At 39.7% G+C, this 26,259-nt stretch carries 26 protein-coding genes, 1 pseudogene and 1 other annotated feature; of the genes and pseudogenes, 2 read left to right on the forward strand and 25 right to left on the reverse strand.

The features are described from left to right. Positions 1-15 precede the first annotated feature (15 nt). The 4 genes from treC to NST85_RS15080 form a co-directional block, all read right to left on the reverse strand. Positions 16-1,716 (reverse strand): alpha,alpha-phosphotrehalase, encoded by a 1,701-nt coding sequence (treC, locus tag NST85_RS15065; RefSeq protein WP_341189682.1) that lies wholly within the window; start codon positions 1,714-1,716, stop codon positions 16-18. Positions 1,717-2,008: 292 nt separating this feature from the next. After that, on the reverse strand, positions 2,009-4,240 hold the full coding sequence (locus tag NST85_RS15070) for a sensor histidine kinase (protein WP_341189683.1): 2,232 nt from the start codon (positions 4,238-4,240) through the stop codon (positions 2,009-2,011). Next, positions 4,218-4,910 carry a response regulator transcription factor gene (locus tag NST85_RS15075; protein ID WP_341189684.1) on the reverse strand — a complete coding sequence of 231 codons (693 nt, stop codon included), beginning with the start codon at positions 4,908-4,910 and terminating at the stop codon, positions 4,218-4,220. Before NST85_RS15075 ends, NST85_RS15070 begins: the two co-directional genes overlap by 23 nt. Positions 4,911-5,105: 195 nt before the next feature. Next, positions 5,106-5,828 carry a uracil-DNA glycosylase gene (locus NST85_RS15080; protein WP_341189685.1) on the reverse strand — a complete coding sequence of 241 codons (723 nt, stop codon included), beginning with the start codon at positions 5,826-5,828 and terminating at the stop codon, positions 5,106-5,108. Positions 5,829-6,044: 216 nt separating this feature from the next. Here NST85_RS15080 and NST85_RS15085 point away from each other — a divergent pair, with 216 nt between their 5' ends. Beyond that, positions 6,045-6,410: a hypothetical protein gene (locus NST85_RS15085; RefSeq protein ID WP_127192719.1), complete on the forward strand. Its 366-nt coding sequence runs from the start codon at positions 6,045-6,047 to the stop codon at positions 6,408-6,410. A 46-nt stretch (positions 6,411-6,456) separates the two neighbouring features. Here NST85_RS15085 and NST85_RS15090 read toward each other — a convergent pair whose 3' ends face one another. Continuing rightward, positions 6,457-6,756 carry a DivIVA domain-containing protein gene (locus NST85_RS15090; protein ID WP_246054144.1) on the reverse strand — a complete coding sequence of 100 codons (300 nt, stop codon included), beginning with the start codon at positions 6,754-6,756 and terminating at the stop codon, positions 6,457-6,459. Positions 6,757-7,083: 327 nt separating this feature from the next. Here NST85_RS15090 and NST85_RS15095 point away from each other — a divergent pair. Continuing rightward, positions 7,084-7,341, forward strand: a pseudogene (locus NST85_RS15095) (GntR family transcriptional regulator); the annotation flags it as partial. 270 nt (positions 7,342-7,611) lie between these two features. On the opposite strand, the gene NST85_RS15100 reads toward NST85_RS15095, so the two are convergent. From NST85_RS15100 to NST85_RS15195, 20 genes are all read right to left on the reverse strand, one after another. Next, positions 7,612-8,610, reverse strand: a complete 999-nt coding sequence (locus NST85_RS15100; RefSeq protein ID WP_127192721.1) for an NADP-dependent oxidoreductase — start codon at positions 8,608-8,610, stop codon at positions 7,612-7,614. A gap of 80 nt (positions 8,611-8,690) precedes the next feature. Next, on the reverse strand, positions 8,691-9,773 hold the full coding sequence (locus NST85_RS15105; RefSeq protein ID WP_127192722.1) for an alkene reductase: 1,083 nt from the start codon (positions 9,771-9,773) through the stop codon (positions 8,691-8,693). Positions 9,774-9,816: 43 nt separating this feature from the next. Next, complete coding sequence (locus tag NST85_RS15110; protein WP_341189686.1) at positions 9,817-10,515, reverse strand: SDR family oxidoreductase; 699 nt, start codon at positions 10,513-10,515, stop codon at positions 9,817-9,819. A gap of 331 nt (positions 10,516-10,846) precedes the next feature. Beyond that, entirely contained in the window at positions 10,847-11,419 is a 573-nt protein-coding gene (locus NST85_RS15115) for a TetR/AcrR family transcriptional regulator (protein ID WP_341189687.1), read from the reverse strand. 833 nt (positions 11,420-12,252) lie between these two features. Beyond that, the gene (gene lysS, locus NST85_RS15120; RefSeq protein WP_341189688.1) at positions 12,253-13,713 is read right to left on the reverse strand and encodes a lysine--tRNA ligase; all 1,461 of its coding nucleotides are present in this window, start codon (positions 13,711-13,713) and stop codon (positions 12,253-12,255) included. Between the two features lie 97 nt (positions 13,714-13,810). Then, positions 13,811-14,076 (reverse strand) — a binding site (T-box leader). Between the two features lie 205 nt (positions 14,077-14,281). Beyond that, positions 14,282-14,557: a DUF1048 domain-containing protein gene (locus tag NST85_RS15125; protein WP_341189689.1), complete on the reverse strand. Its 276-nt coding sequence runs from the start codon at positions 14,555-14,557 to the stop codon at positions 14,282-14,284. Between the two features lie 10 nt (positions 14,558-14,567). Next, positions 14,568-14,915, reverse strand: a complete 348-nt coding sequence (locus NST85_RS15130) for a DUF1048 domain-containing protein (RefSeq protein ID WP_341189690.1) — start codon at positions 14,913-14,915, stop codon at positions 14,568-14,570. After that, positions 14,915-15,220, reverse strand: coding sequence for a PadR family transcriptional regulator (locus NST85_RS15135; RefSeq protein ID WP_341191117.1), 306 nt, complete (start codon positions 15,218-15,220; stop codon positions 14,915-14,917). The genes NST85_RS15130 and NST85_RS15135 overlap by 1 nt, the downstream gene beginning before the upstream one ends. 466 nt (positions 15,221-15,686) lie before the next feature. Further along, the gene (locus NST85_RS15140; protein ID WP_341189691.1) at positions 15,687-16,577 is read right to left on the reverse strand and encodes a GNAT family N-acetyltransferase; all 891 of its coding nucleotides are present in this window, start codon (positions 16,575-16,577) and stop codon (positions 15,687-15,689) included. Positions 16,578-16,898: 321 nt separating this feature from the next. Next, positions 16,899-18,275, reverse strand: coding sequence for an MATE family efflux transporter (locus NST85_RS15145; protein ID WP_341189692.1), 1,377 nt, complete (start codon positions 18,273-18,275; stop codon positions 16,899-16,901). 55 nt (positions 18,276-18,330) lie between these two features. Then, positions 18,331-19,293: an NAD(P)H-dependent flavin oxidoreductase gene (locus NST85_RS15150; RefSeq protein WP_341189693.1), complete on the reverse strand. Its 963-nt coding sequence runs from the start codon at positions 19,291-19,293 to the stop codon at positions 18,331-18,333. 2 nt (positions 19,294-19,295) lie between these two features. Continuing rightward, entirely contained in the window at positions 19,296-19,634 is a 339-nt protein-coding gene (locus NST85_RS15155; RefSeq protein WP_127192730.1) for a CHY zinc finger protein, read from the reverse strand. Further along, complete coding sequence (locus NST85_RS15160) at positions 19,635-20,438, reverse strand: energy-coupling factor transporter transmembrane component T family protein (protein ID WP_127192731.1); 804 nt, start codon at positions 20,436-20,438, stop codon at positions 19,635-19,637. Continuing rightward, positions 20,439-21,287: an ATP-binding cassette domain-containing protein gene (locus tag NST85_RS15165; protein ID WP_341189694.1), complete on the reverse strand. Its 849-nt coding sequence runs from the start codon at positions 21,285-21,287 to the stop codon at positions 20,439-20,441. After that, positions 21,284-22,072 carry an energy-coupling factor transporter ATPase gene (locus NST85_RS15170; RefSeq protein WP_341189695.1) on the reverse strand — a complete coding sequence of 263 codons (789 nt, stop codon included), beginning with the start codon at positions 22,070-22,072 and terminating at the stop codon, positions 21,284-21,286. The genes NST85_RS15165 and NST85_RS15170 overlap by 4 nt, the downstream gene beginning before the upstream one ends. A 3-nt stretch (positions 22,073-22,075) precedes the next feature. Beyond that, positions 22,076-22,891, reverse strand: coding sequence for an SDR family NAD(P)-dependent oxidoreductase (locus tag NST85_RS15175; protein ID WP_341189696.1), 816 nt, complete (start codon positions 22,889-22,891; stop codon positions 22,076-22,078). After that, positions 22,891-23,232, reverse strand: coding sequence for a MaoC family dehydratase (locus NST85_RS15180; protein WP_341189697.1), 342 nt, complete (start codon positions 23,230-23,232; stop codon positions 22,891-22,893). The genes NST85_RS15175 and NST85_RS15180 overlap by 1 nt, the downstream gene beginning before the upstream one ends. After that, positions 23,229-23,609 carry an FAS1-like dehydratase domain-containing protein gene (locus tag NST85_RS15185; protein WP_127192736.1) on the reverse strand — a complete coding sequence of 127 codons (381 nt, stop codon included), beginning with the start codon at positions 23,607-23,609 and terminating at the stop codon, positions 23,229-23,231. The genes NST85_RS15180 and NST85_RS15185 overlap by 4 nt, the downstream gene beginning before the upstream one ends. Continuing rightward, the gene (locus NST85_RS15190; RefSeq protein WP_341189698.1) at positions 23,606-24,757 is read right to left on the reverse strand and encodes a thiolase family protein; all 1,152 of its coding nucleotides are present in this window, start codon (positions 24,755-24,757) and stop codon (positions 23,606-23,608) included. Before NST85_RS15190 ends, NST85_RS15185 begins: the two co-directional genes overlap by 4 nt. Further along, positions 24,754-26,235 carry an AMP-binding protein gene (locus NST85_RS15195; protein ID WP_341189699.1) on the reverse strand — a complete coding sequence of 494 codons (1,482 nt, stop codon included), beginning with the start codon at positions 26,233-26,235 and terminating at the stop codon, positions 24,754-24,756. The genes NST85_RS15190 and NST85_RS15195 overlap by 4 nt, the downstream gene beginning before the upstream one ends. Positions 26,236-26,259: the final 24 nt, after the last annotated feature.

Consider the following 26,259-nt stretch of genomic DNA (forward strand, 5'->3'; position numbering starts at 1 on the left):
GAATTTTCTCGATAGTTAACGAACGATCCACATAAATGCTGCATATGGACTAAGTGTAATCTGCTGACGAAGTATTTTTTCTTCACCTGTGTTTCCGATTAATAGCTCGATGCTTTTGTGACCAATGCTTTGCCAAAGCGAATCCGGAAATTCAAACGAAGTCTCGTCTCCGCTAAAATTTGACATGACAATCAGCAATTCGTTCTCATTACTGCGGATGTAGCTATAGATTTGTGGATGGCCATCATCTAAACGCTTATAATCTCCGTCCGTAAACACCTGAATGTTTTTGCGGAAGGAAATCAGCTTACGGTAATGATGGAAAACCGAGTCTGGATCTGATAGTTGTTTCTCCACATTCAATAGCGGATAGCGTTCATCCACCTTTATCCATGGAGTTCCAGTTGTAAACCCGGCTTGCGGACTGTTGTCCCAAAGCATAGGTGTACGCGAGTTGTCTCTAGAACGTTCTTTGATGATAGCAAACGCCTCTTCAGCTGTTTTGCCTCTCTCCTGCAAGATTCGGTACATATTAGTGGATTCAATATCCCTGAATTCACTCATATCCTTCCACTTCGGATTGGGCATCCCGATTTCTTCACCTTGATAGACATACGGTGTCCCCTGTAAACCATGAAGAGTGATCGCTAGCAGTTTTGCGCTTTCGACCCAATAAATATCATCATTCAAAAAACGTGACAATGCTCGTGGTTGATCATGATTGTTGAAGAATAGTGCATTCCAGCCTCCGCCCTGTTGTATTCCGATTTGCCAATCGGAAAGCAAACTTTTGAGCTGCTCGAAGTCATAAGGCATGAGCTCCCATTTGTTGTTATTCGGATAATCAACCTTCAAATGGTGGAAGTTGAACGTCATCGAGAACTCTTTTTCTTGTGGATTCGAGTAGCGGATGCATTGTTGAAGAGAAGTCGATGACATTTCGCCAACTGTTACGATGTTATAAGGTGTGAAGACCTTTTCATTAAGCTCTTTAATATATTCATGAACACGTGGCCCATCCGTGTAATGAATACGCCCGTCACCAGGAGCGATCGAACCGTCATCATTAGGAAACTCCTGATTTTTAGATATTAGATTGATTACGTCCATCCGGAAACCTTTGACACCTTTTTGGGCCCAAAAAGTCAGTAATTTAATAACTTCTTCTCTGAGCTTCTCGTTCTCCCAGTTCAAATCAGCTTGTGTCTTATCGAACAGTGTGAGGAAATATTGTCCTGTGGTCTCGTCGTACTGCCAGGCAGGACCTCCAAATTTGGACTGCCAATTGTTCGGCACTCCTCCATCCGGTGCCGGATCTCGCCAAATGTAATAGTCACGATATGGATTATCTTTCGATGATCGTGAAGCCTTGAACCATTCATGCTCTGTTGAGGAATGGTTCACCACAATATCGATCATCAGATGCATGTCTCGCTTTTTTAATTCCTGTACCAACTCATCAAAGTCTTCCATGGTACCAAAGTCAGGATTGATACGACAATAATCAGCTACGTCGTAACCGTTATCATTTTGGGGACTGACATAGACTGGTTGCAACCAAACAATATCGATACCTAACTCTTTCAGATAATCAAGTTTGCTAGTTAAACCTTTGATATCTCCTGATCCTGTGCCTGTAGTATCTTTAAAGCTTTTAGGATAAACCTGGTATACAGTTGATCTTCTCCACCAATCATGTTGAGTTAGAGTGTTCACAGTGAATTTCACCCCTAATTAATTTAAATTGAATCTTGTATATACAAGTAAAATGATTTTAACCCTGTATATACATGTTGTCAAATGGATTTTCTACCAATCTATTATCCATCAAATCAAACTTATTGATATTTTACCCCTATCTCATGTTTTTAAAGCTGCCGCTCTGTTGGAATTATCTCAGCAAATAAAAAAGCCGCTATAGTAGCGACTTTAAATGTGTGCATGTTTGTGTCATTCGACCGATACCCGTACTAAGTTTTCCTTGATGCTAAAAGACCATTTCGCCTCATTAAACCACTAGTTTCAGAGATATACTCACCTTAAATAAGTCACCGTCTGTTTCAATATCAAGACTCCCTTCATGAATGTCGACGATTGATTTCGCAATGGCTAGCCCAAGGCCAGAACCTTCGGTATGACGCGAAGTATCTCCACGTTTAAACCGTTCAAACAGCTCATCTATATTCTCACTAAGCTCATATTTTGATACATTTTTAAACGAAATAATCACCTGAGTGTCGAGTCTACATACGGAAATATAAACGCGCGAGTTCTCTAACGAATATTTCAGGACATTTCCAATTAAGTTATCAAAGACACGCCACAGCTTTTTCCCATCTACTAAGGCGTAAACTGGCATATCCGTGTAAGTAATCCGGAATTGCAGACTGGACTCTTGAATAGTGTCATCATATTCCGCTAGTGCCTGTTGTAGCAGCTGAACGAGATCCACTTTTTCCAAGGTCAATTCCATATTTCCGCTGGCCATTTTCGAAACTTCGAATAAATCATCAATTAACAGCTTTAATCGCTTGGATTTCATATCAATGATGTCGAGATAGTCTAACCTGTCTTCATTGGATATCCCTTCCGATTTTAATAATTCTGTATAAGTAATAATAGATGTTAGTGGTGTCCTTAGGTCATGACTTACATTGGTAATCAACTCTGTTTTAAGTCGTTCGCTCTTTGCCTGCTCATTCTGTGACGTCTTTACCCCTTGCTTTAACACGTTGATATTGCTAGCGAGCATTGCCAGAACAGATTTCCCTGATACCGGTAGATCCTCCCCTAGATTTCCAACAGCCAATTCATTCGTTTTATTTACGATCCGGTTAAAATGTCCAATGCTTTTGATCAATACCACAATAATTGGAAGCCCTATGAACGCAAGCAATAATATATATATAAAAAGAAAAAATGGATCTGCGATAATCATGATCGCTGCAAAACCTAAACCAAAAACTGTAGCTAATACAATAAACAGCTGCATGCCCGTGCTTGTATTCAGAAAAGCGTCTTTCAGACTACGTTTTACTTTATTGAAGTGCACCCTTATACTCTGTCCTGTTTTATAAAAGAGCGCTTTTTCCCATACTTTTTTTACATTTTTCCGATCCTTAAATTCTAAAGTAAGTAATTTCCCTTGGACAAGGGTAAGAAACCAAAGGACCGATCCAACTGCCATACAGGTAATTATATCCCGACCGTAAACAAATGGATTTTCAATGTCATAAAAGATTTGTTCATTAATAAAAATCAGAAAGATAGCGGCAAAAAATCCTATGATAGCGAATAAAATAACTCTCAAGTCTAGGGGAACCTTATTATAATAAGTCCTCCATTTTTCAATTTCAGCAAGAATAACTTTCGCTTTTTTCAGAAGATAGAAACACAAAATAAGAACGACGATGCTTGATAAGGAATACAACCACCATATGATTTGTTTCTGTTTGTAACGTTCGTATTCGATCATAGCCCAGTTTGATGAGGACAGGGATTTAGATATCGCAATCTTTCCTTCGAATGGAATAAAAGAATTTTCCAGTTCATCAAATCCTGCAAAGCTGTAATACATCGAATAATTACTGGGTATAGAATAATCGGTAATATACAACATATTGTTAGGAGTCATAAGGTTTTTTACTGATTCTTCATCTGATTCGTTCAGATTTGTATAGAATTTTCCGGTTGCACTGTTTTCAAAATAGAAATATAAAGCTTCTTTGTATTTTAAATATTCTGGACGGTAATTTTCTCGTTCCTTGTAGAACTCCTCTAATATCTGTTCTTTCTCCTTTATAATCTTTGCTAAAACATAGTCATCACTCTTGAATACATTTATAGTATCGTCTATTTTCTTATCTCTCTCCTCAAGATATATATCCGCTGCCCCTTGGTTCTCCATTACTAATGCTTGCTGAATAAGATCTTCGTACTGAGCATTTATGTTCGTAATTTGATCAGTTAGATACCCAGAACTATAACGATGCGCATTAATTTCATCTTCAGTGACAATTATTGATCTTTTGGCTTCCTCCAAAGTGATATTATTTAGTTCGAACAAGTTTAAATCTCCAGTGAATCGAGCGAGCAGGTTTTGGAATTCAGAAGTGTGGAAATAATCCCGCTGAAAATAATTGTTGCCGAAAGTAACAAAGGATACGATCCCGCTTAGGCCAAAAGTAAACATGATAACCCAAGCCCCAATGATAAATTTATTTTTCCATTTTGTAGCCAATTCCCCATACCACCTTAATAAATCTAGGATTTTTCGGATCAATTTCAATTTTTTCACGAATTTTTCTAATGTGGACGGCTACCGTATTTTCTGCGTTATAGCAAGGCTCGTTCCATACTCTTTCATAGATTTCACTGATCGAGAACACCCGGCCGGCGTTAGTTATTAGTAATTCGACAATTCTAAATTCAATCGGTGTAAGCTTCACAAGGTCTCCATGAACTGTCACTTCTTTTGCTGATTTGTCTAATGTAAGCCCATTTAGATCAATTATTTTTTTGATACCTTCATATGTACCGAGAGTAATATACCTTCTCAACTGGGATTTAACACGGGCTACGAGCTCCATTGGATTAAACGGTTTTGTTACATAATCATCCGCTCCCATATGGAGGCCTAATATCTTATCTGCATCCTCACTTTTTGCACTCAAAATAATGATAGGAATATTCTTCTGCTCACGAATTTTATATGTAGTCGAAATCCCATCCATATTGGGCATCATAATATCTAATATAATCAGATGGACTTGGTGTTCATTAATAATTTCTAAAGCTTCCATCCCATCCTTTGCTTTTAACACCGTAACTCCTTCATTTTTCAAGTAAATCGCTATAACGTCCCGTATTTCCTTTTCATCATCTACAACAAGTACATTAAAATCTTCCATTTCTCAACCTACCTTCCTACTGCGATTCTTCCATAGTTTAATTATAGAACGAAAGTCTTAACAAAGATTTATGATAATAATGAAGAACTTCTTAATATTTCTTGTTACCAATGCAAAAAAACCTCCAAGGTAGTCTCCATATCTTACGATATGGTTCCATTCTCTTGAAGGAGTTTTATTAAATCTGATATAGATTTATAAAGAAAAGCACGCTTTAAATTGCTCTCTAAAGAGGTTTGCCTTTCTAGAAGGATGATTTAAGTGAGCGAATGTTTGGAAGTTTAGAGATTTACAAACACCTTCGGCTTTCCGGCCGACCGTGACAATCTTAACGTCTGGAAAGATAAATAACACTTGTTTTAAGATCTCCATCCCCCAATTAAGTTCTTCATGAGTAGGAGTACGATTCCCGCCGACCTCATTTTTCGGATGAAGTGGGAAAGCATTCCATAAGACTGGGGGCTTGAGAAGGGAATTTATGGACCCCCATATTACTGTGGATGAACCCTCAGCTTTATTTCCGTCAGCAATAAATTGGGTATTAGGAAAATGTTTGTTCAGGCTGCCATCCATGATAAGTCGTTGAGATGTAAAGGGTATTCCTGTTTTTACGCAGCCGTGGATACCTGGAGCTTCACCGAGGAGCATCCATTCTGGATTATGTGAGTTTAACGCTTTGAAATACTTCTTCAGATTCTCCTGCTTTATTGGCGAATCTACATAAAAATTACCGACATTTTTGAAGTTATTCTTCGAGACTAAATGCTGAATTAGGGTTTGAAGTCGCTTTTCGAAGATCTCCTCTTCATGAACCTCCGGGTGAAGCCGATCATCCCCCTGCGGAGAATACCTCTTCTTACTATCAATACGAAGATCTACGTCCCTCTTAAATTCGATCACTTGCTGCTCGTTTTCCACACGATATTCCCCCTCTCCTTTATTAATATGAGGGGGAGATATTAAACATAACAAAGGAAAATAGATCGTCCTAAAACGATCTACTATATATCACGGAAAAAGGTTCATTAGATGCTTAACTGTATGTGATTTTATTAGAATATATTAACTTTACATATTATGGTTTAAATAATACAATTTAGTAGTCATAAATTAAATTCTAAGGGGAAATTATCTATGAAACGTCATTTCAAAGTAGCACTTCTGCTATCTATCATGCTACTTTCAATTACTGGTTCCGCCTTTGCTAAAGATGTAGTAGTTCTAAACATTACTCCTGCACCATCTGTTATCATATCTAATGAATTGACTGTTGTTTCTGACACCATTGAGGTTAATAATCTACAAAGAAACGTTACAATTTCAAGAGACTTTGCAGCAAGTGAGAATATTCCCGCATCAATTATCTATAATAAGGACTACGGAACCCTAGGTAAATGGAGTGGCATTCTATTCAGAACAAATTCCCCTGCTCCTGAACCCACTATAGGTGATGGACTTAGATTTTATTACTCTGGTACCCTTTATAGGAACGCCGACTAATAATTACGCATAAACGCTCTCATCGATTTTCGCCGAATCGTATTGATTAAGCTTTCGGACTGCCCCACGCGAAAGTTTCAAGTTCACGGATACGTCGAAGAATATCTTCTTGGGTATTCATCGAATGATTCTCGCTTTTCTGCAACTGCATGATTTTCTCCTGGAGTGTTCTAATAATCTGGTTATAGAGATCATAATCCTTAATGATTATATCCAAGAACTCATTAACCTGGTTTTGATCATATCCACGAAAAGTGCTTTCAAAAATTTTGTCGTGTATCTCCTGGAAGGTAAGCTTAATCCCCATTTCTCTTGGTTTAAGAGTTGCGATTTTTTCAAATTCCATCGAACAGAACATCCCCTTTAAAAGACTTGTGATATCTCAACATCCATATAGAATTTATTGTTATCAATAGTAACTCGTTCTAGCAATTCGACAAGAGGATCTTAATTCCTGCAAACTTTGATTTACTTATATATCAGCAATAATAAACGCATCTGTTTTCGGAATAGATGAAAATTTCCTCGATAAAAACTGTACATAAATAGGATGTACGGTATAAAAGGAGTATATGTATGTATAACCTAGTAATTTAAAATTAGCGTTATCCAATGTTGTTTATCATGCCTCTTTATATTGGTGTTTTTATGCTAGTTCATAGTGGTTATTTTGTGTTTGCCGCCAATTCGACAAGCAGCACTAGAGCTTCATGTTAGTTTCATCACCGTAAAGAAAGCTTGGGAAGAACTCGAGCGAAGTGGTTTGATCAATACATTATCAGGTAAAGGTTGTTTTGTAGCCAAGTTCTCATCCGATGAAATGCTTCAAATGCGTAACGAAATGATCTTAAAGCAAAGCGACGTTTCATACTACAAATCCTTTGGCCTCACCCAAGATGAAGTTTTTGAACTGTTGAAAAAGAATTATTAACCGCCTACCCGATACATTCTCATGTGAGATCAATAAATTGGATTTCCTGCAAGAAGCGGTGTAGCATTAACACCGGTTGCACCCGTGAAGGAAGTTTCCGCGGTTCGATACGAATAGCGGTGAATGGAATGGAAAGCTCTCGTGAAGGGAGCTTTCTTTCATTGGTTACCCCTTTGGCTTTTGAGATTTTTCAACGTTACCTATTTCGTGACCGAAATTGGGATTGCAGAACGTGATGACAAATCTGTAGGCTTACGCATTTTGCTTCCATTAGAAAGTTATAATAACTTTGCCTTGTGAATGACCAGTAGAAACTTGATGTAATGCCTTATTAATGTCATCAAATGTATAAGTTGAATCAATTGAAGTTGTAATATTCTCATTTTCAATAAGACAAGTAATCTCTTGTAACTGTCTTCCATTGGCTTGCACAAATAAAAAGTGATATTCTTTGTTATCTCTAGCTGCTAATCGGTCTAAACGAGCACCCACTAAACCAAACAACATTTTTTTCCACATTGGAAAATTATTTTCAACGGCGAAGCGATAATTTGGTAAGCCTTTCAATGATACTAATTTTCCTTGAGGTTTTAAAATATCAAGTTCAGTTTTTATTTCATTTGTACCCAAGGTGTCTATAACATAATCTATATTGGATAGAACCTCAGCATAGTTTTCCTCTTTATAATTTATAAATTCATCTGCCCCAATCGACAGTGTACGTGATCGACCTCTTTCACTGCCACTTGCAATAACGTATAACCCCATTGATTTAGCAATAGGGATTGCCATAGCACCGAAGCCGCCGGTTCCCCCAGGAATAAATAGCTTTGCATTAGGCTGAGCATTTAATACGTCCTTCAATGCTTGATAAGCTGTTAATGCAGTAAGGGGAACCGCAGCCGCTTCAACAAAGGATAAATTTTTAGGCATTTTAGATATAGCGTCATCTTTGACCGCCACATATTCAGCAAAAGCTCCTATTTTATTCACTGGCAACCTTGTATAAACTTGGTCGCCAACCTGAAAATCAACAACATCTTTACCAACTGCCTCTATAACACCAGATAGTTCATTGCCTAATGTTAATGGGAAATCATAATCAGCAATCATTCGGATACTTCCATTCAAAATAAGAATATCTAAAGGATTTACACCTGCAGCTTTCACTTTAACGAGTACCTCATGGTTATTGATTTCTGGTATTTTCACATTATTGATTTCCAATTGTATTTCTTTTGAGTATTTCTGCATTTGAGCAGCTCTCATGTTCTTTCAGCGTCCTTTCTACTTAAAAATCTTATGGCGTACAATTTTTAGTTGTACGCCATTTCTGGATTCACTTATTCTTACTGCTGTTGAGAATTTAATTCTTCCATTTTAGGATAGTCTGTATAACCTAAGCTTCCGTTACCTGCGTATAATGTTTTAGGATCAACTTCATTTAAAGGAAATCCCTTTTTAAGACGTTCCACTAAATCCGGATTAGCTAATGACCAGATACCGACTGGCACTACATCAGCAGTCCCGTTATCAATATCTATACTAATATCGTCAAGTGCCCGTCCTGCTCGATTAACCAATAATGGATTTGTCCAAATCGAACGAATTTTACGTAGCAGTGTTTCGTTCCCTAAATGCATAACATGGAGGTATGCTAAATTAAACTTAGCTAATTCTTTTACAAGATGGAGATAAACCTCCGGTCCTTGTTCGCCTTCATTAATCCCACCAAGAGGTGTTCCTGGTGAAATACGGAAGCCAGTTCTTTCTGCTCCAATTTCTTCAACGACTGCTTTCGTTACTTCGATTGCAAAGCGAGCACGGTTCTCCACAGATCCTCCGTATTTATCGATTCGTTTATTCGAATTTTCTCCAATAAATTGATTGATTAGATAACCGTTGGCTCCATGAATTTCAACCCCATCAGCACCTGCCTTAATAGCTGCTGCGGCTGCTTTACGGAAGTCTGCAATAGTATTTCGAATATCTTCTTCACTCAGCTCTCGTGGGACGGGTATTTCCTGCATTCCTTTAGCAGTAAACATTTCTACACCAGGTGCGATCGCAGAGGGTGCAACTGCTTGACGATGATGCGGAGTATTGTCGGGGTGCGAAATTCGTCCCACATGCATTAATTGTATATACATAAACCCATCTGCTTCATGCACTGCATCCGTAACCTTTTTCCAACCTTCTATTTGTTTTTCAGTATAGATACCAGGTGAATTTAAATAACCTTGTCCATCATCAGATGGTTGTGTACCTTCACTAATAATTAAACCCATAGATACTCTTTGAGCATAATAAAGGGAGCTTAATTCTCCCGGTGTACCGTCCTTTTCCGCTCTACTACGTGTCATAGGTGCCATTGCTAAACGATGAGGTAATTCCATATTTCCAATTTTAGTTCTACTCCACAATTTGTCCATTTTGTACACTCCTCTTTAAATTAAGTTGGCATCGAAATTGTCATTAAGAAAGATATGGGTATAGTGCAGGAACGCCCCCTGCAAGTCCACTTTGTATCTTTCGGCTGTCGTCATCAGCAATAATTTCAAAGCTGCCAGATTCTATGCCATCAACAGCTATTTTTGCGATATCTGCAGGGTTGGATTTTGGAACTTCTAAGCTGTTTGTCATATCTGTCTCCATAAAGCCTACATGTAATCCTGCTACTCTTATATTATGAGGATACAGATTTAGACGTAAATCGTTAGTCAATGCCCACTCTGCAGCCTTTGCAGCTGAATAAGCACCCACAGTTCCTGAACTAAACCAAGATAATGCGGAAAGAACATTCAATATGGACCCTCCCCCATTTTTTTCTAGTATCGGTGCAAAAGTACGAACCATGGATAATGTACCGAAGAAATGCGTATCAAACTCCAAATGTATTTTTTCTACATCATCGTCCAGCAAAGAGGCGCCAGTAGATGATCCTGCATTGTTGATTAAAAGCGTAACATCCTTAGCGAGGATAGCAGCTGCTGCAACTTCTTGAGGGTTGGTAATATCAAGCTTTACAGGTGTAACGCCTGGAATATCAATGGTCTCCGGATTTCTTGCGCCAGCATAAACTTTGGCCCCTCTGGATAGAAGTTCAAGGGTGAGATGGCGGCCAAAACCTCGGTTTGCTCCAGTCACAAATGCGACTTGTTCAGAAATTTTCATTTTATTAACTCCTTTTATTCATTGTTTGAGTGCAAATCCTCATAAAACTAAGCAAACTGTGACTCACTTTTTTAAAAGTTATAGGTATAGAATATTCTTACTATATGGGAATGATCATTCTAAAATACACACAAGAATAGATCATTCATTGAAGTACTTTAGCAAGGAAAGAAATACGTTTTTGAGAACGATCATTCTAAAAAGAACAAAAGAATGACCCTTGTAAGTGAGCTTTAAACAAGGCAATACTCAATTGTGAGAACGTTCATTCTAAAATATGCAAAAGCAAATTACTTCTTATTCTCCACAACTATATAAATAATAATTATTTTTATAAAAGTTTAATGGATAAATCGGCTATACGGTGTAACTTTTCTTTAGGTATGGTAGTCCTTGTCATTACCCTTAGCCCAATACAAACAGCATGCAGATGTTCCGCTAGATCATCGGCATTATAATCCGAGTTAAATTCTCCATCCTGCTGGCCCCACAGAATAATATCTTTGAGCAGCTGCTCTGATAATGTGAACGATTCAGTGGACTTCAAATCTACATCTGCATCGCGCATTGCCAATTCCACCGCTGAATTCACCATCAAACAGCCTGAGGGTGAATCTTCTTCACCATATATCATGAAACTAAAGATAAGCTGAAGTGCCTCAGTTGCAGTCTTAGAGCGTTTAACTTCACCCGTAAGCTCAGCATTCACTTTATCGCGAAATCGGTCCATTGCTTTCAAAAATAGCGTATGCTTGTCGCCGAATGTGTCATATATACTTCTTCGATGAACTCCCATATGCTCGACAAGATCTGTCAGAGATGTCTTCTCGTAACCCTGTTCCCAAAAGAGCTTCATCGCCCTATCTAATACTACTTTCTCATCGAATTCTTTGCTTCTTGCCATTCTTCTATTCCCTCCCTAATAGTCAATATAACATATTGAGAACGATCGGTAAAGAAAGACTCGCTATACATCAAAATGAGCGATTAAACAATGGCCGCTGCTTTCCTTGGGTTATTCAACTAACCTACCCATTGAGAAAAGGGCTACCAATCGGTAACCCTTGCTCTGTTGAACTATTGTTACATGTTAGAAGTGTCTAATTATCCTATAATTTGGAAATTCCGTTTGGAACTATGCCTGTGTGTTGAATGGTACGAATCTGAGAAGTTGTTATCCGAAATCCAACCAGAATAAACGAAGAGGTTGCATTGTTAAAGTTAAAAGCTCGTAAGTTTGAAATATTCTGGCTACCACGGAAAATCCGGAAATTCCCTGTAAAGTTACGGCCTGAAAACAGTACTAACGTAACTTGACTTGGAATTACAACATTTCTTAGCCGAAAACTGGAGATGATGTTGTTAAAACCGAATAATCCCAGATTTGAAACTGCCACTCCCCGTCTAAATGTTAGACTTCTTCCAGTAAAGTTAAAACGCGAGAAAAAAGTAACTCTAACATTTCGATTAAATATTAATCCCATTCCTTTCACTCTCCTATACATAAGATAGTAACAGTGTATGAATTGGTTAATATAATTGCTTGGACTTATACTATTAATCTGGAACTCTTCCAGATATCATATCCCGCCCAATCGCAACGCGGCTTCCAGTACATGTCTGCCCTTAAGCATAGCAAAAGCGATGGATCCGTTCCATCGCTCGTTGAGTTAGACCGTATATATATTCGCCAATGGCGCTTGAAAGTATAAATTTTTTCTGAGACCCTGATCCAAATTATATTTTTTTAGTTAAGGGGAATAAAATACAATCTTTAATTGTCTCACTATCTGTCAAAACCATCAATAGACGTTCAATCCCGAATCCCCAACCAGAAATTGGAGGCATTCCATATTCCATAGCCAATAAGTAGTCTTCATCCATTTCCATTGCTTCTAAATCGCCACCACTTTTCAGAGTGGCTTGTGTCTCTAATCGTTTTCTCTGTTCAACAGGGTCCACTAATTCTGAATACGCATTGATAATCTCTGCACCATTGACTACCAATTGGAATCGATCTGAAATTTCTGGACTGTCATTATTTGCTCTTGCTAATGGTGATAGATCAATAGGGTGTTTGATTAAAAATGTTGGTTTTATTAATTGTGGACGACACATTTTTTTATATAGAAGATCAATAAAGTTCCCTCTACCTAAAGTCTCGATATTCTCATGTTCTAAATAAATATCTTTTCGTTTTGTTTCTCTATATAAGTCATTTACATTTGAATACAAATCAATATCGATGCCCGTATCTTTTAGAATTAAATCTCTAAATGAAACAACGTTCCACTCTAATGAAAAATCAATTGTTTGTCCTTGTATTTTAATTTCTGTTGTATTAAATGTTTGTTTAAGAACATATAAAATCATTTCACGCATGAGTGCCATTGTATCTTCATAGTTCCAATAAGCTGCATAACCTTCAACCATTGTAAATTCTTGAAGGTGTTGAGGGCTGACTCCTTCATTTCTAAAGCATTTTGCAAATTCAAATATTTTTGTAAAGCCACCCACAATTAGTCTTTTTAAGTAAGTCTCTGGTGCAATTCGCAAATTCAATTCCGTATCTAACGAGTTATGATACGTTCTAAATGGGCGTGCTAAAGCACCCGAGGAAGTGTGTTGTAATACAGGTGTTTCCACCTCTAAAAAGTTTTTTTCTTCTAAGAATCTACGAACAGCACGCACTAACTTTACTCGCATTAACATACGATTTTGTGTTTCTTTTGTCATCATTAAATCTAAATAACGTTGTCTATAACGTGTGTCTATATTGCTTAATCCATGCCATTTATCTGGTAGTGTGTGTAATGCTTTCCCAAGAAAAACATAATTTTCGATACGAAGCGTTTTTTCATTTGTTTTCGTAGAATACATATTTCCTTCTACACCAATAAAATCACCTATATCGAAAAAGTGGATGAAATCATTATAAGCCTGCTCCCCAACCTCTCCTTTTTTCAGAAGAAGTTGTAAATTACCTTGTATGTCTGAAATTGTGATGAAACTAAATTTATTAAACTGACGAATCCCCATGATTCTTGCTGCAACTCGAACCCCTGATGTCCCATCCTCAAGTGAAGATGCTTCGTAAAGTTCGTAATTTCTCGGAAATCTTTCAGGATATACTGGAACCCCCTGCGATCTTATAGACTCTAATTTTTCTATTCTAAGGGTTGTTTGTTCATTACTCATTCTTATCCACTCCAATTTTTATAAGCATATTTTCGCTTGTAAATTCGCATTTATACTTCTAAACGACAAAAAAACTCCCACCCCCAAGATTATTCATCTTGAGGACGAGAGTTATTAACTTCGTGGTACCACCTCAGTTTGTTGATAAGTTACCCTACCAACCTCTTCGGGTACGGCAACTAAAATAATTGATTATACCCTATCTCTTTAACGGGAGATCCCGTCGCAGCATCACTAAGAACATTCTTAGATCCGTGCGAAGCTCCAAGCCCTTTTTCATTAAGATCATTATTACTCCTTCCCACCTACCGGAGCTCTCTGGAAATAATTAATCAAAATTACTCTTCTCTTCATAGCTGTTTATTCTATATTACATAATTTAAAACATTTTAGCCTAGAAAAATGGTTTAGTCAATTTTGGCTACGTTGTATAGATATTATTCGACATCCTGCTAGTTTACTGTTACGCTTCCTTCCCGCCATGATTTACATTCGTTTCAGCAAACCTACCCGTTAGCGTAACAATCAGGTACGTAGTTTATCACTCGTTCTTCTCATATATGTCAGCTTAGGTGTTTGAATCTTTGAATAGATCGTCGCAGAAAGCCGCAACGTCACTGCCTGTTACTTCGAACACACCTTTCCCCAAGACCGCTCCCTCTTCAAAAAGATCAATAATCCCTGAGAGCAAACCCGTCCAGTCGGTTAGTTCAACAGTGCCGACTTTAAAGAGATATTTTTGAATTTCTTTATATACAATCTGATAATCTTGCGGGAGCGCTTTGACACGCGCCACATGCGCTCGCCACTTTTTTTTGCCTACGATGATATCGTTTATGCTCATTTTTTCCTCCCTATTTACCTAATTTTTTGGCGATATTATTGTTGAGTTGCTCACGCCACTTATCGCGATAAGACTTTGCCCCTTCTTCACCAGCCAGCGCTGAACAGAAGCCTTTGATATCGTCACCTAACACCTCTTGAACATGCTGACCGTCAGCCGCAGTTTCTTCGAGTAGGCCAAGCACACCGTCAAGAATTGGCATGAGGTTACGACCGGTGAAATCTGAATACGAAAAAAGATTGGTATTAATTTCGGTCCATGCTGTTAGATAATCAACTGGCAGCTTTTTGACTCGAGATTCAAAAATTTTAAAATCTTTAGTCATGTCGTTGCCCGTGATTTTATCCCAAAAATTCATTATATTTTCTCCTTTAACTCGTTAATTTTTGATGATACGAACTCCCACTTTTCCCAGAACCTCAGCAGTTCCTCGCTTCCCGCGTCGTTAATCGTGAAAAACTTTCGCGGCGGTCCCATATCGGAGGGCTTCCTGGTGATCTCCACCAACTTGTTTTTTTCAAGCCGAATTAGGATGGTGTACACCGTTCCGTCCACAATATCTGTAAAGCCGAGGGCATTCAGCCGTCGTGTGATTTCGTAACCATAGGTTTCTTGGCGACTTATAATTTCAAGGACACAGCCCTCAAGGACCCCTTTGAGCATTTCAGTTAGGTTATCCAGCACACTCACCTCTTTCTATTCTGTATCACCGGTATGCAGTAATACTTACTACTGCTATAAAGTAACACTTAGTAGCTGATTTGTCAATATAACGTTTGCTCCGACACGACTCTTACATTTTCAACTTTCCTGCCAGTTTGTTAAATCATCGACCATCGAATATAATCTTAGCCTATTCAATAACACAAATGTTCCTCATAAAAAAAGAAAAGCCTGATTTATCAAGCTTTTCTTCACTTCATTGCGTTATGTTTGCACTTTTATGTCATGTCATTGGACATCTAATGAGCATGCCACTACGGCTTCCTGCGATATTTATGTTTTAATTGGTTCTTTTCCACGTCCACCACTCCACATCAAAAAAGTCACCACTTTTGAAACGTTAGTATTAAATGCTTCTTCTTTGTTATCCCTAACGAACATCTAACCATATACAGCAGCACAACCGTTATGAATGTGAAGTTAATGGAATTAAGAAATGTTCTGTTCCAAAGTCACATGTCGGGCGAACAAACAATGTATCATCACTCTCTGTTATGAACTCAGTATGAAGGTTCTCATTATCGTAATCTGGTGTAAAATAAAAATGAATAATCTCTGTGTCAGCAGAAACTATACTGTTTAAAATTATATCGTAATCAACTTTTTGTTTGCTGATGATATCAAAAATATGAAGATGTTTATCATCCTGCTTAAAAATTACAATGGTATCAACATCTTCGATATAATAAATCGCATCATTAAATGCTAATATGAAGTAGAACATCAATAGATGTTCATTATTCTTCACACCCATTATTGAAGATACAGGTATTCTTTCCACAGCAAACTGCTCCATCATTCGGAAATCGTCTGTGTTATCCGTATCTAACCTACGTATCGAATGTGTAGTTGCCGTTTGTGCTTTTAGATCTAACTTGTTTAGTGAGAAGCTACTTTCTTGCACTTTTCCAAACCCAAATCTAGGATAAAAATCTAGAACCGATTCATTCGCAAATAAGTAAATAAAGTCGAATTCTTGTTCATATTTCTTAATAATATGATTCATCAGTTTCCCCGATAAGCCTTGGTTACGGTAGTCGGGATGCGTCATAACTGTACCCACTTGAATGGCTGTGTACTCTTTACCATTAGATACAAATTGCATTTTGTTTATGGAAGCATTTGCGATCACTTTATCTCCATCAACGTATGAATAACATATATAATTGTCGTTCCAGCATCCTTTTTCATACCATTTTTTGAAATCCAGTCCAAATACTATTTTAGCCAATTCATTAAAGCTTTCCTTATATGTTTCTATGTCCTTGTAGTCACTTACCAATTGATAATCAGTCATATAAACCTCTCACAATTTCTTTAGTTTTTGTTAGCCACTTATCAATGCTTATAATATGACCTCCTATCAAGTATACTTTCAATTTGTTCCGCCATCAAAGACTTTAATCTATTCTTACTCTGAACTCCCTCCGCAAAATTCACATGATAATACGTCATTATCCCCCCCATTGTTTCACACTTGTTTTCTAACAAAACCCGAAAGTCATAATTAAAGTTCAAAACTAAAAAGAACCAGGTCGTATGACCGGGCTCTTTTACATTTGCGATGACCTTATCGCCATCAACGTTTGAATTACTTATATGTTCAATGTGCTTGTAGTCACTTACTTAGTGATGTTGAATCATCTTTAAGAAGCTTCTTGATCGTGAGTCCGAATAAAACACAGCAGGTCAGTGCCGCACAGAAATCCGCAATCGGTTCAGCAATAATAACCGCATCAGTTTTCGGACTAATAAATGTGGGAAGCAAGTAAACCAATGGAATAAGCAAGATAATTTTACGCAAGATCGCAATGAAAATAGAAACTTTAGCTTGTCCCAGGGCAATAAAAATCTGCTGGAAGGCAAGTTGAATACCATAAATACATGTGCCTAAGAAAAATATCTTCATTAATCTAGCTGTCAGCTCAATAAGTTCAATATCATCAGTAAAAATCATAATGGGAATCTCCGGTATAAAGATGGCTACTCCCCACATGACCAAACCAAAAGCCGCGCAAAAAACACTACTATATTTAATAGTAGATTTAACACGAGCAAAATCGCGGGCTCCATAGTTATAGCCAATAATAGGCTGTGCCCCTTGTGCAAAACTAGATAACAGAAGCGCAAATATTTGCATAAGTGTTCCCAAGATCCCCATGGCTGCTATATAGAGATCACCCCCATATTTACCGAGAGATGTGTTAAATACAATTTGGATTAAACTTTCGGTCGACTGCATAATGAAGGGTGAAAGTCCCAAGGCTAGTACACTTGTCACTACCTTTGGGTTAATCCGCATATTGGCCAAGCGCAGGCGCAGATGGGCACGTTTGGAGGTTAAAAACCTCAATACCCAAATAGCTGAAATGAATTGTGCAATAACAGTAGCCAGTGCTGCACCCTTGATTCCCATATTCATCCCAAAGATGAAAACAGCGTCGAGAATAATGTTTACCACTGCCCCAACACATATCGTGAGCATGGCTGTTTTAGCATAACCTTGTGCTGCAATGAATGGATTCAGTCCCATAGATACGAGTACCGCTACTGTGCCAATTAGGTATATGCCTAAAAAATCGTTAGCAAACGGCAATGTATCAGGGCTTGCGCCAAATAGTGTTAAGAGTGGTGACTTAAAGATGAGAAAGACAGATGTAATAATTACGGATGCAATTAACAACATTAAGAAACAACTACCTAGCAGTTCTTCTGCTTTTTTATGTTCGCCTTCACCCATCTTTATGGAAGCTAAAGGTGCCCCGCCAACTCCGATTAGTGACGCAAATGCTGTAATCACCATGATAATTGGAAAAGATAATCCAATAGCCGATAAGGCTAGCGTTCCATTTTCAGCCATTCTTCCGACGAACATTCGGTCAACTAGACTGTACATGGCATTTATCAACTGCGCAACGATGGCAGGAGTAGCCAGTAAAAAAATTAACTTGGGAATACTTTCGTTCGCAAAACGATCATTCATATGAATTTTCATTACAATGGTCATCCTTATTCACTGTGACTTGAAATCATTGCTAGGAGTTGTTGTGCTATACAGCTCCCCATTTGCCACGAATACTCTCAGCCTCTTTAACCATTCTATCTATCAGCTCGGCGACCGTAGGAATATCGTGGATCATGCCCGTCACTTGACCAGCCCAACCAAAACCGTCTTCTTTGATGCCATCATAAATCCACCGCTTATTGGCTTCACCGCTAATATAGTTTTTTAGCGCCTCATAGGTAGGTGTCACACGTTCAATTGCGAGAATATTATCGATGAAGTCGTTTCGCAACACCCTGGCTGGGGCACCGATAGAACGTTTGATCACCGTTGTATCTGACTCTGAACTCTCTACTAAGGCCATTTTATAAGAATCCGAAGCATCCACACATTCCTGGGTAGCGATAAAGCGCGTGCCCATTTCGATTCCTTCCGCTCCAAGTGCATGGGCGGCCATCCATCCGCGGCCATCTCCAATACCTCCCGAGGCAACGACAGGGATTTCTACCGCGTCGACGACCTGAGGTACGAGCACCATCGTTCCAACATCGTCACGTCCTAAGTGTCCTCCACCCTCTTGTCCGACAACAATCACAGCAGATGCTCCGAGTTGTTCAGCTTTTTGCGCTTGTCGGCGTGAAGAAACGAGTACAAGTGACTTTATATCCGTGGGCTGCAGTAGCTCTAAAATTGCAGTAGGGTTCCCGCCCGTAATGGTCACAACAGGTACTTGTTCATCTATTGCAACTTGTACCCGATCCATATAGTTAGAACCATACATACCAATGGCAAAGTTAACTCCGAATGGCTTATCAGTTAGGGTACGAGTACGCTGAATTTCTGCGCGCAAGGCCTCTGCGTTTGGGAGACTCATCGCTGTAACTTGTCCCAATCCACCAGCATTCGAAACTGCAGCAGCAAGGTCTGCATAACCTAAATAGGCAAGTCCACCTTGAATAATAGGATATTTTATTTGTAATAGTTCAGTTATTCGTGTTGTCCACTTCATCTTTATCTCTCCCTATTTTCTTTATCGGTAGATGGTTCGAAATATATGGGATAATGGTTGGCACATCTTTCATTAAATATAGCCCGGCAATGATAGCAACTTGTTGTGTTCATGTACTCGTGAATCGTTAATTCCTTGTGGCAATTACCGCAAAGAATAGCCAATTCGTCGAACTGATCTTGTGTCCAACGCTCGATACAATGATCTGCGTGTTCTTCATGGCATTTGTAGCAAGGATAGTAGCGATTGCAGCATTTAAACTTAATAGCAATAATATCTTTTCCTGTATGATAATGAACACATCGTGTTTGATTATCCACGACAGATCCAAAAATGTCCATCTAAATTCCCCTCATATTTAATAATAGTAGGCTCACCGTAATTAAAATGAGTATTCCCCCTACTTTATAATCGATTTGCTGAAATTTCAATGGCCTAAAAGTAGTCCGCCCCTTGCCATTCCCATAAGCACGCGCATCAATAGCATAAGTCAGTTGTTCGGCGCGTTGAGTGATCGTGAAGAGTAAAGGAATAAGAATCGGAACATAAGCCAATATTCGTTTCGGTAGCTTTAAAACCGTAATATCATATCCCCTAGCCTTTTGTGCTAGCAGAATCCGATCAAGCTCCTGCACAATGGTTGGAATAAATCGAATCGCTATTACGATCATTAAAGAAAACTGCTCTACAGGTACGTGTAATTTGGATAACGGTGCTAGTAACTTTTCTAGACCATGGGCTAGCGATAACGGTTTTGTGGTTAATGTTAATATTGAAGCGAGTAAAATAAGTAACATGATACGCCAGACGATACGTATCCCATTGTACAGCCCTTCCACTGTCACCTCAATGAATGACCAGGACCAAATGACGGTTCCTTTCGTGGATACGACATTATATATAAAAGTAAAAATCAATATAAACAAGATAGGCTTTAACCCTCTCACAAAAATGTGAAATGAGATTTTGGATAGCAATAATATGCTAACAACGAAGAGAGTTGCGACTACATAGCTAATGAACGATTCTAGCGTTAGGAAGCTTAGCATGATCATGATCATACTTATAATCTTTGTCCGAGGGTCCAGACGATGAAATACTGAATTTGTCTCCACATACTGTCCAATTAATACGGTTTTCGCCATTTAGAAGCTCCTTGATTGCAAGAATGGCCGCACTTGTTCGATAATAACCTGCTCCCTACAACTTGCAACTTCAATTGTCTGGCCGGATAGTTCCTCCACTAACTTCAAAAGTTGCAGAGGTTCTGGTAGTGACAATCCGACTTCTTCCAGTAATTCCGACTTCTCTAGAAACAAAGTGTTGGTGTCATAATGTCCCATTAATTGTCCTGCGTGTAATACCATGACTTCATTCGAATATTCGGCAACATCATCCATCTGATGAGAAATGAAGAGAATGGTGCGATTATCTTGTTTCTGCCACTTTTTTAGCAGCTGTAGTAGAGCCGTTCGGCTTACTGGATCAAGACCTGCTGTAGGTTCATCTAAAATAAGCAGTTTGGGATCCATCATCAACACCGAAGCTATAGCCACACGACGTTTTTCGCCCCCGCTTAATTGGAACGGCACCAATGGAAGAATATCCTTGGTCAGACCCACTTGCGGCAGAATTGTCTCAATTAATTTCGCTATTTGCTGATGTGAATACCCTTGTAGCTTCGGAGCAAAGGCCAGCTCTTTTAAAACCGTTGTTTCAAATAATTGATGCTCCGGATACTGAAAAACATAGCCTATATTAGGAACTACCTTTAATTGTCCTTTGGCATCCTTATGAATAGGTTGCTGATTAATCCAATATTCTCCCTCTATGTTGGGAATCAGACCTTTCAGCACTTTAGCGAACGTAGACTTGCCTGCGCCCGTTTGTCCAATGACGGAAATCCATTTGCCTTCTTGAATCGTACAGCTGACATTATGCAATGCCACCCGATCGACGTAGTTCACGCTCACATTACTTAATTGATATATCATTGAAAAGAAATCATCTCCTTCCAATTTGCCATGAGTGGCGTCTTTAGTTGGAGCTTGTGATGTAGTCGCACTGCAAAGGGCAGTTCTAATTGATATTCTGTAACGGGTACTGTTTCAAAAAAGGACAATGGATCTCCATCAAATTCAATTCGTCCTTCATGAATGAGTAAAATACGCTCTGCAGATAGCACTTCCTCCATATGATGGGTGATGTGAATGATGGTCATGCCCTTAGTATGTAGCTCATGCATAATGGACAGCACCTGTTCCCTGCCCTGTGGATCAAGCATGGAAGTAGCTTCATCAAAGATAATGATCTGAGGGCGCATGGCTAGTATCGCTGCAATAGCAACACGTTGCTTTTGACCACCGGATAGCTGATGTGGCATGGCCTCAAGGTAATCCTCCATCTGAACAGCTTGTAGTGCATAATCCAATCGGCTGCGAATTTCCTCTCTTGGGACACGAATATTTTCCAATCCAAAAATCACCTCTTCCATAACCGTTGTAGTAATGAATTGGTCCTCTGGATTTTGGAATACAAAACCTATTTGTTTATGGATCTTATCAAGGTCTACAGAGTTTGACGTATCTAGACTCTTAAATTTCACATGGCCTTCCTTCGGCAGTAGCAATCCGTCCATTAGCTTAGCAATCGTGGACTTGCCACATCCATTTGCTCCGACAATCGTCACAAATTCACCTGACTCTATTGTAAAGCTCATATCCTCTATGACAGGTTGTCCTTTTTTATAATAAAAATGGACGTGATCGAATGTAAGCATGATTCATCTTCCCTTCTGGTGCTGCCATGTCCCGAAAAATTCCTCGACGCTATTTGCGGAAAAGGCGGGTGTAGGCTTTTGCCACTTTGTCACCTTCGTACCGTTTACACCAAATATTTCACCTGTTAAATCCGGATCCGACTGTTCCAGCAGCAAGGCCACGAATCTAGCGACATCGTCGGGACTACCCACTTTCCAGAACTCGGGGAACGGCTCATTGCGGTTGGCGTACTTTTCTTTCACATGCTCGATGATAGGTCTGGTCATATCCGTTAAAGCGGCAGGGGCAATGGCATTCACTCTTATCTGATTGTGCTGTAGCTCGGCTGCTAGCGTCCACACGATACCGAGTATTCCGGCTTTGGCTGCGCTGTAATTCACTTGCCCAACAGAACCGGTCAATCCGGCAGTCGAAGTCATCAATAGAATGTCCCCACCATTGTGCATATTGGGTAATATCCGCTGAATACAGTAGAAGGCGCTATTTAAATGCACGTCTAGTACAGATTGCCACGTTTCATCCGACATGTTCATCATTTTATGGTCATGCAAATTTCCGGCGGAATGAATGAATACATCAATACATCCATACTTTGCTATTATAACATCCACCATCGCCGTGACCTCTGACGGATCTGCCACATTGGCAGCGTACCCGTTTGCCTCACCACCAGTTCGCTGAATCTCCCGCACAACTTCGTCGATTAGCGTTTGATTCATGCCGTTAACAATCACCTGATAACCGACTTGCCCAAGCTGTATGGCAATGCTGCGACCTATTCCCCTAGTCGCTCCTGTAATTACGGCTACTTTATTCATCACTGCCTCTCTTTCACTGAAAAATCTCCCAAAGCGATCACCTCGCCAGATTCTACTGTAATGGTCACTTGAATCGTGCTGTCACAGACTTCAAAGTCAAAGATCGCAATCGAATCTACTAATAGTGGCTTTTGGAATTTCATGCTATAAGATGAGATCCATTGTGATGGATGCTCGTTTAAATACATGGATTGTGCTAGCCCCATGATATACATGCCATGCGCGATAGGTTGCTTGTAGCCGACCTTGGCTGCGGCTTCAGCGTTCAGATGAATAGCAGTCGTGTCTTTAGAGACATCGGCGTATTGCCGGATCGCCGCAGCTGTAATTCTTTTATTCATACACCATCACCTACAGAGATTAATACGGTTTCCGCTGTGACAATGAGATCACCATCATACATACAAACAAGGCTATGAGTATACAATGTTAGCCCTCCTTGTCTGCCTGTTTTTTTCTCCACGCTCGTTAAAGTTAATTCACAGTCCAAAGTCATACCCGCTATAATTGGTGTCTCATAGGAAAAATGCTGCGAACCGTGAATCAAGGGTTCAATTTTGACCAGCCATGGAATATCGAATTCCTGCCAAAAAATAATGGGCATAGTTGCAGGTGCAATCAGATGTCCATTGATTGTCTGGATTGGCGCTTCGATACTTTGCGCATAGTGCGAAATCCATTCGGCTGTGATATAGAGCTGATGCCTGACCCTATTCATTCGATGGCCTCCACTAAGGTGGCGAGACCTATTCCTCCGCCAATACCTAGTGTTGCAAGACCTCTCTTATAAGGTTTATGTAGCATCTCTGAACATAATCTCGTCATTAAGATGGCTCCTGAGGCACCATAAGGATGGCCAATAGCAAGTGCACCACCTCCAAGATTGACCTTTTCCTCTGAGATCTGCAGCTCTCTTAATGAGGCTAATACTTGCGAAGCAAAGGCTTCATTAAACTCTACTATATCTAGATCTGCAATCGTCAGAAGCTGACGTCTTAGAACTTTGTGAACAGCTGGAACGGGACCCATGCCTAAATAATGCGGATCTACACCTGCAACCTGAGCATCCACCACACGTAAAATAGGTTTTAGTTGGAGTGCCCGGCATTTCTCAAGGGACATGATGAGAACAAGAGCCGCCCCATCGTTAATAGGACACGCATTGCCAGCAGTTACGGTACCCTCTTCCAGAAAGATTGGTGACAGTTGTTGCAGCTTTTCCAAGCTAGTATTAGCTCTTGGACATTCATCGACGGTAACCCACTCACCATTCACTTGAACAGGAACAATTTCTTGCTGAAATCGGCCCGTTTGCTGGGATTCAAGCGCTTTTTGATGGCTCCTTAAAGCATATATATCTTGTTCTTCCCTTGAAATCGTATATAGTTTGGCAACATTCTCCGCCGCAATGCCCATATCGGGATCACCATAGGAGCTCGGAGTGAAGGGAGCGCGCGTGTAAAGCTGCGGTACACCCATTAGCGTCAGTGGCTTGGCCATTTTCCATGGTGCACGACTTGTACTTTCAACACCACCTGCTAAATACACCTCACCTGCGCCACTTTGAATGAGTCGTGCTGCTATATTGATAGCTTCTAGGCCCGAACCGCACTGCCGATCGATCGTAACACCTGCCACTGTGACAGGTAGCCCTGCTTCCAGCGCAGCAACCCGTGCAATATTACCACCTGGACCAATGACATTGCCTATGATGACATCATCAATCAAGTCTTTTGGTAATTTCGTATTTGCTACGATATCCTGAATAAGAACTGCTAATAATGCCTCCGGCTCAAGAACGCTTAATAGGCCACCCATCTTCCCAATTGGCGTACGTTTAGCCATGACAATGACAGCCTCTGTCATAGGATCACTCTTTTCGTGTAGTCTTTCATTGCCTGACGTGCCAATTTACCACTACTTGTATAGATGAACTCATCCACCGTGATAAGCTGCTTCGGGGCTTTGTAACTAGCTAAATACTGGCGACAGTAATTCTTTATTTCTTCTATAGATAAGCGCTGCTTACCGTTCCACTTCACGAGTGCCGTTACCTGTTCACCCCAGTATGTATCTGGCATTCCAAATACCATCACTTCGTGAATTTCCGGAATCTGTTCTAGCACCGCCTCTACTTCCTCGGGGAAAATATTCAGGCCACCTGATACCATTCTATTTTTAGCTCGACCGGCCATATACAAAAATCCATCATGATCCATAGAGGCATAGTCTCCAAGCATGAGCCATCCATCTCGAAAAACAGCTGCTGTTTCTTCAGGTAGTTGATAATAGCCTTTGAACATCATATCACTACGAATGTATAGCTGTCCTATACGGCCAGTGGGTACCTCCTGAAAATATTCATCACGAATCGATATTTGTACACCAGGAAAGGGCTTGCCTACTGAATTCGCCTTGTCTTCGGAACGAATATCTAAATAACTGATATAGCTCGCTTCAGATGAACCGTAATATTCATATAACTTTGCCCCGCCAAATACCTCCTGGCATCTATTCTTCGATGCCTCAGACCACTTCCCGCCCGAGCTAATCAATGCTTGAATTTGCGTCTGATCAGGGATGGCCTTCTTCATCAACGCTTCAATCATGGTTGGTACGACAAACAAAACAGCAGCTGGGATCTGCTCGCACAGCTGCAATACCTTTGATGCATTAAATTGATTAACTATATGAAAGGTCGCACCACTGTAAAGGCTCTGCATTAAGGTAAATAATGATAAAGAGTGAACCAATGGACCTGGGGCTAAAATATGCTCCATGTTGTTCAGTTGGAAGGCTTCCCTCGTCGCCTCAAAGCTTTTGATCCACGATAAATGTGTGCGCATATACCCTTTTGGCATACCCGTTGTTCCTGAAGTAAAACCAATAAATAATAATTCGTTGGTGTCATCTATTTCAGCTTCTGGTTTTAAAGTATCTAGCCAGTTGTCATAGGAACCTATTTCTTCATCAGAATAGGTGAAAAGTGGGATTCCACTGGCCTGATTAATTAGAAACTCTGTAAATGTATTCTCTGTAAAAATCATTCTCGGCTGACACTGCTGTAAAATAGTGTTAATTTCTTTTGCACTCCATTTTGGATCCAAAGGAATGGGAACGCATCCTGCATAGATGGCTCCCAGAAAAACCTCCACGAATTCGATACGGTTCGTCGATAAGATAACTACCTTGTCATGGATGAGTCCATTTTGTTGTAAACCTTGTGCTATCTTTTTCATCTTCATTACCAATGACGAATAAGTATTGCACACTTGGCCGTCGGATAAGGCAACTTTGTCAGGCTGTTGCATTGCATACCGTAGTAAAGGTTCTACTAGATTCATTGCTTATCACACCTATTCAAAATT

The sequence above is a fragment of the Paenibacillus sp. FSL K6-2524 genome, from assembly GCF_038005525.1.
GTDB lineage: Bacteria > Bacillota > Bacilli > Paenibacillales > Paenibacillaceae > Fontibacillus > Fontibacillus anaericanus.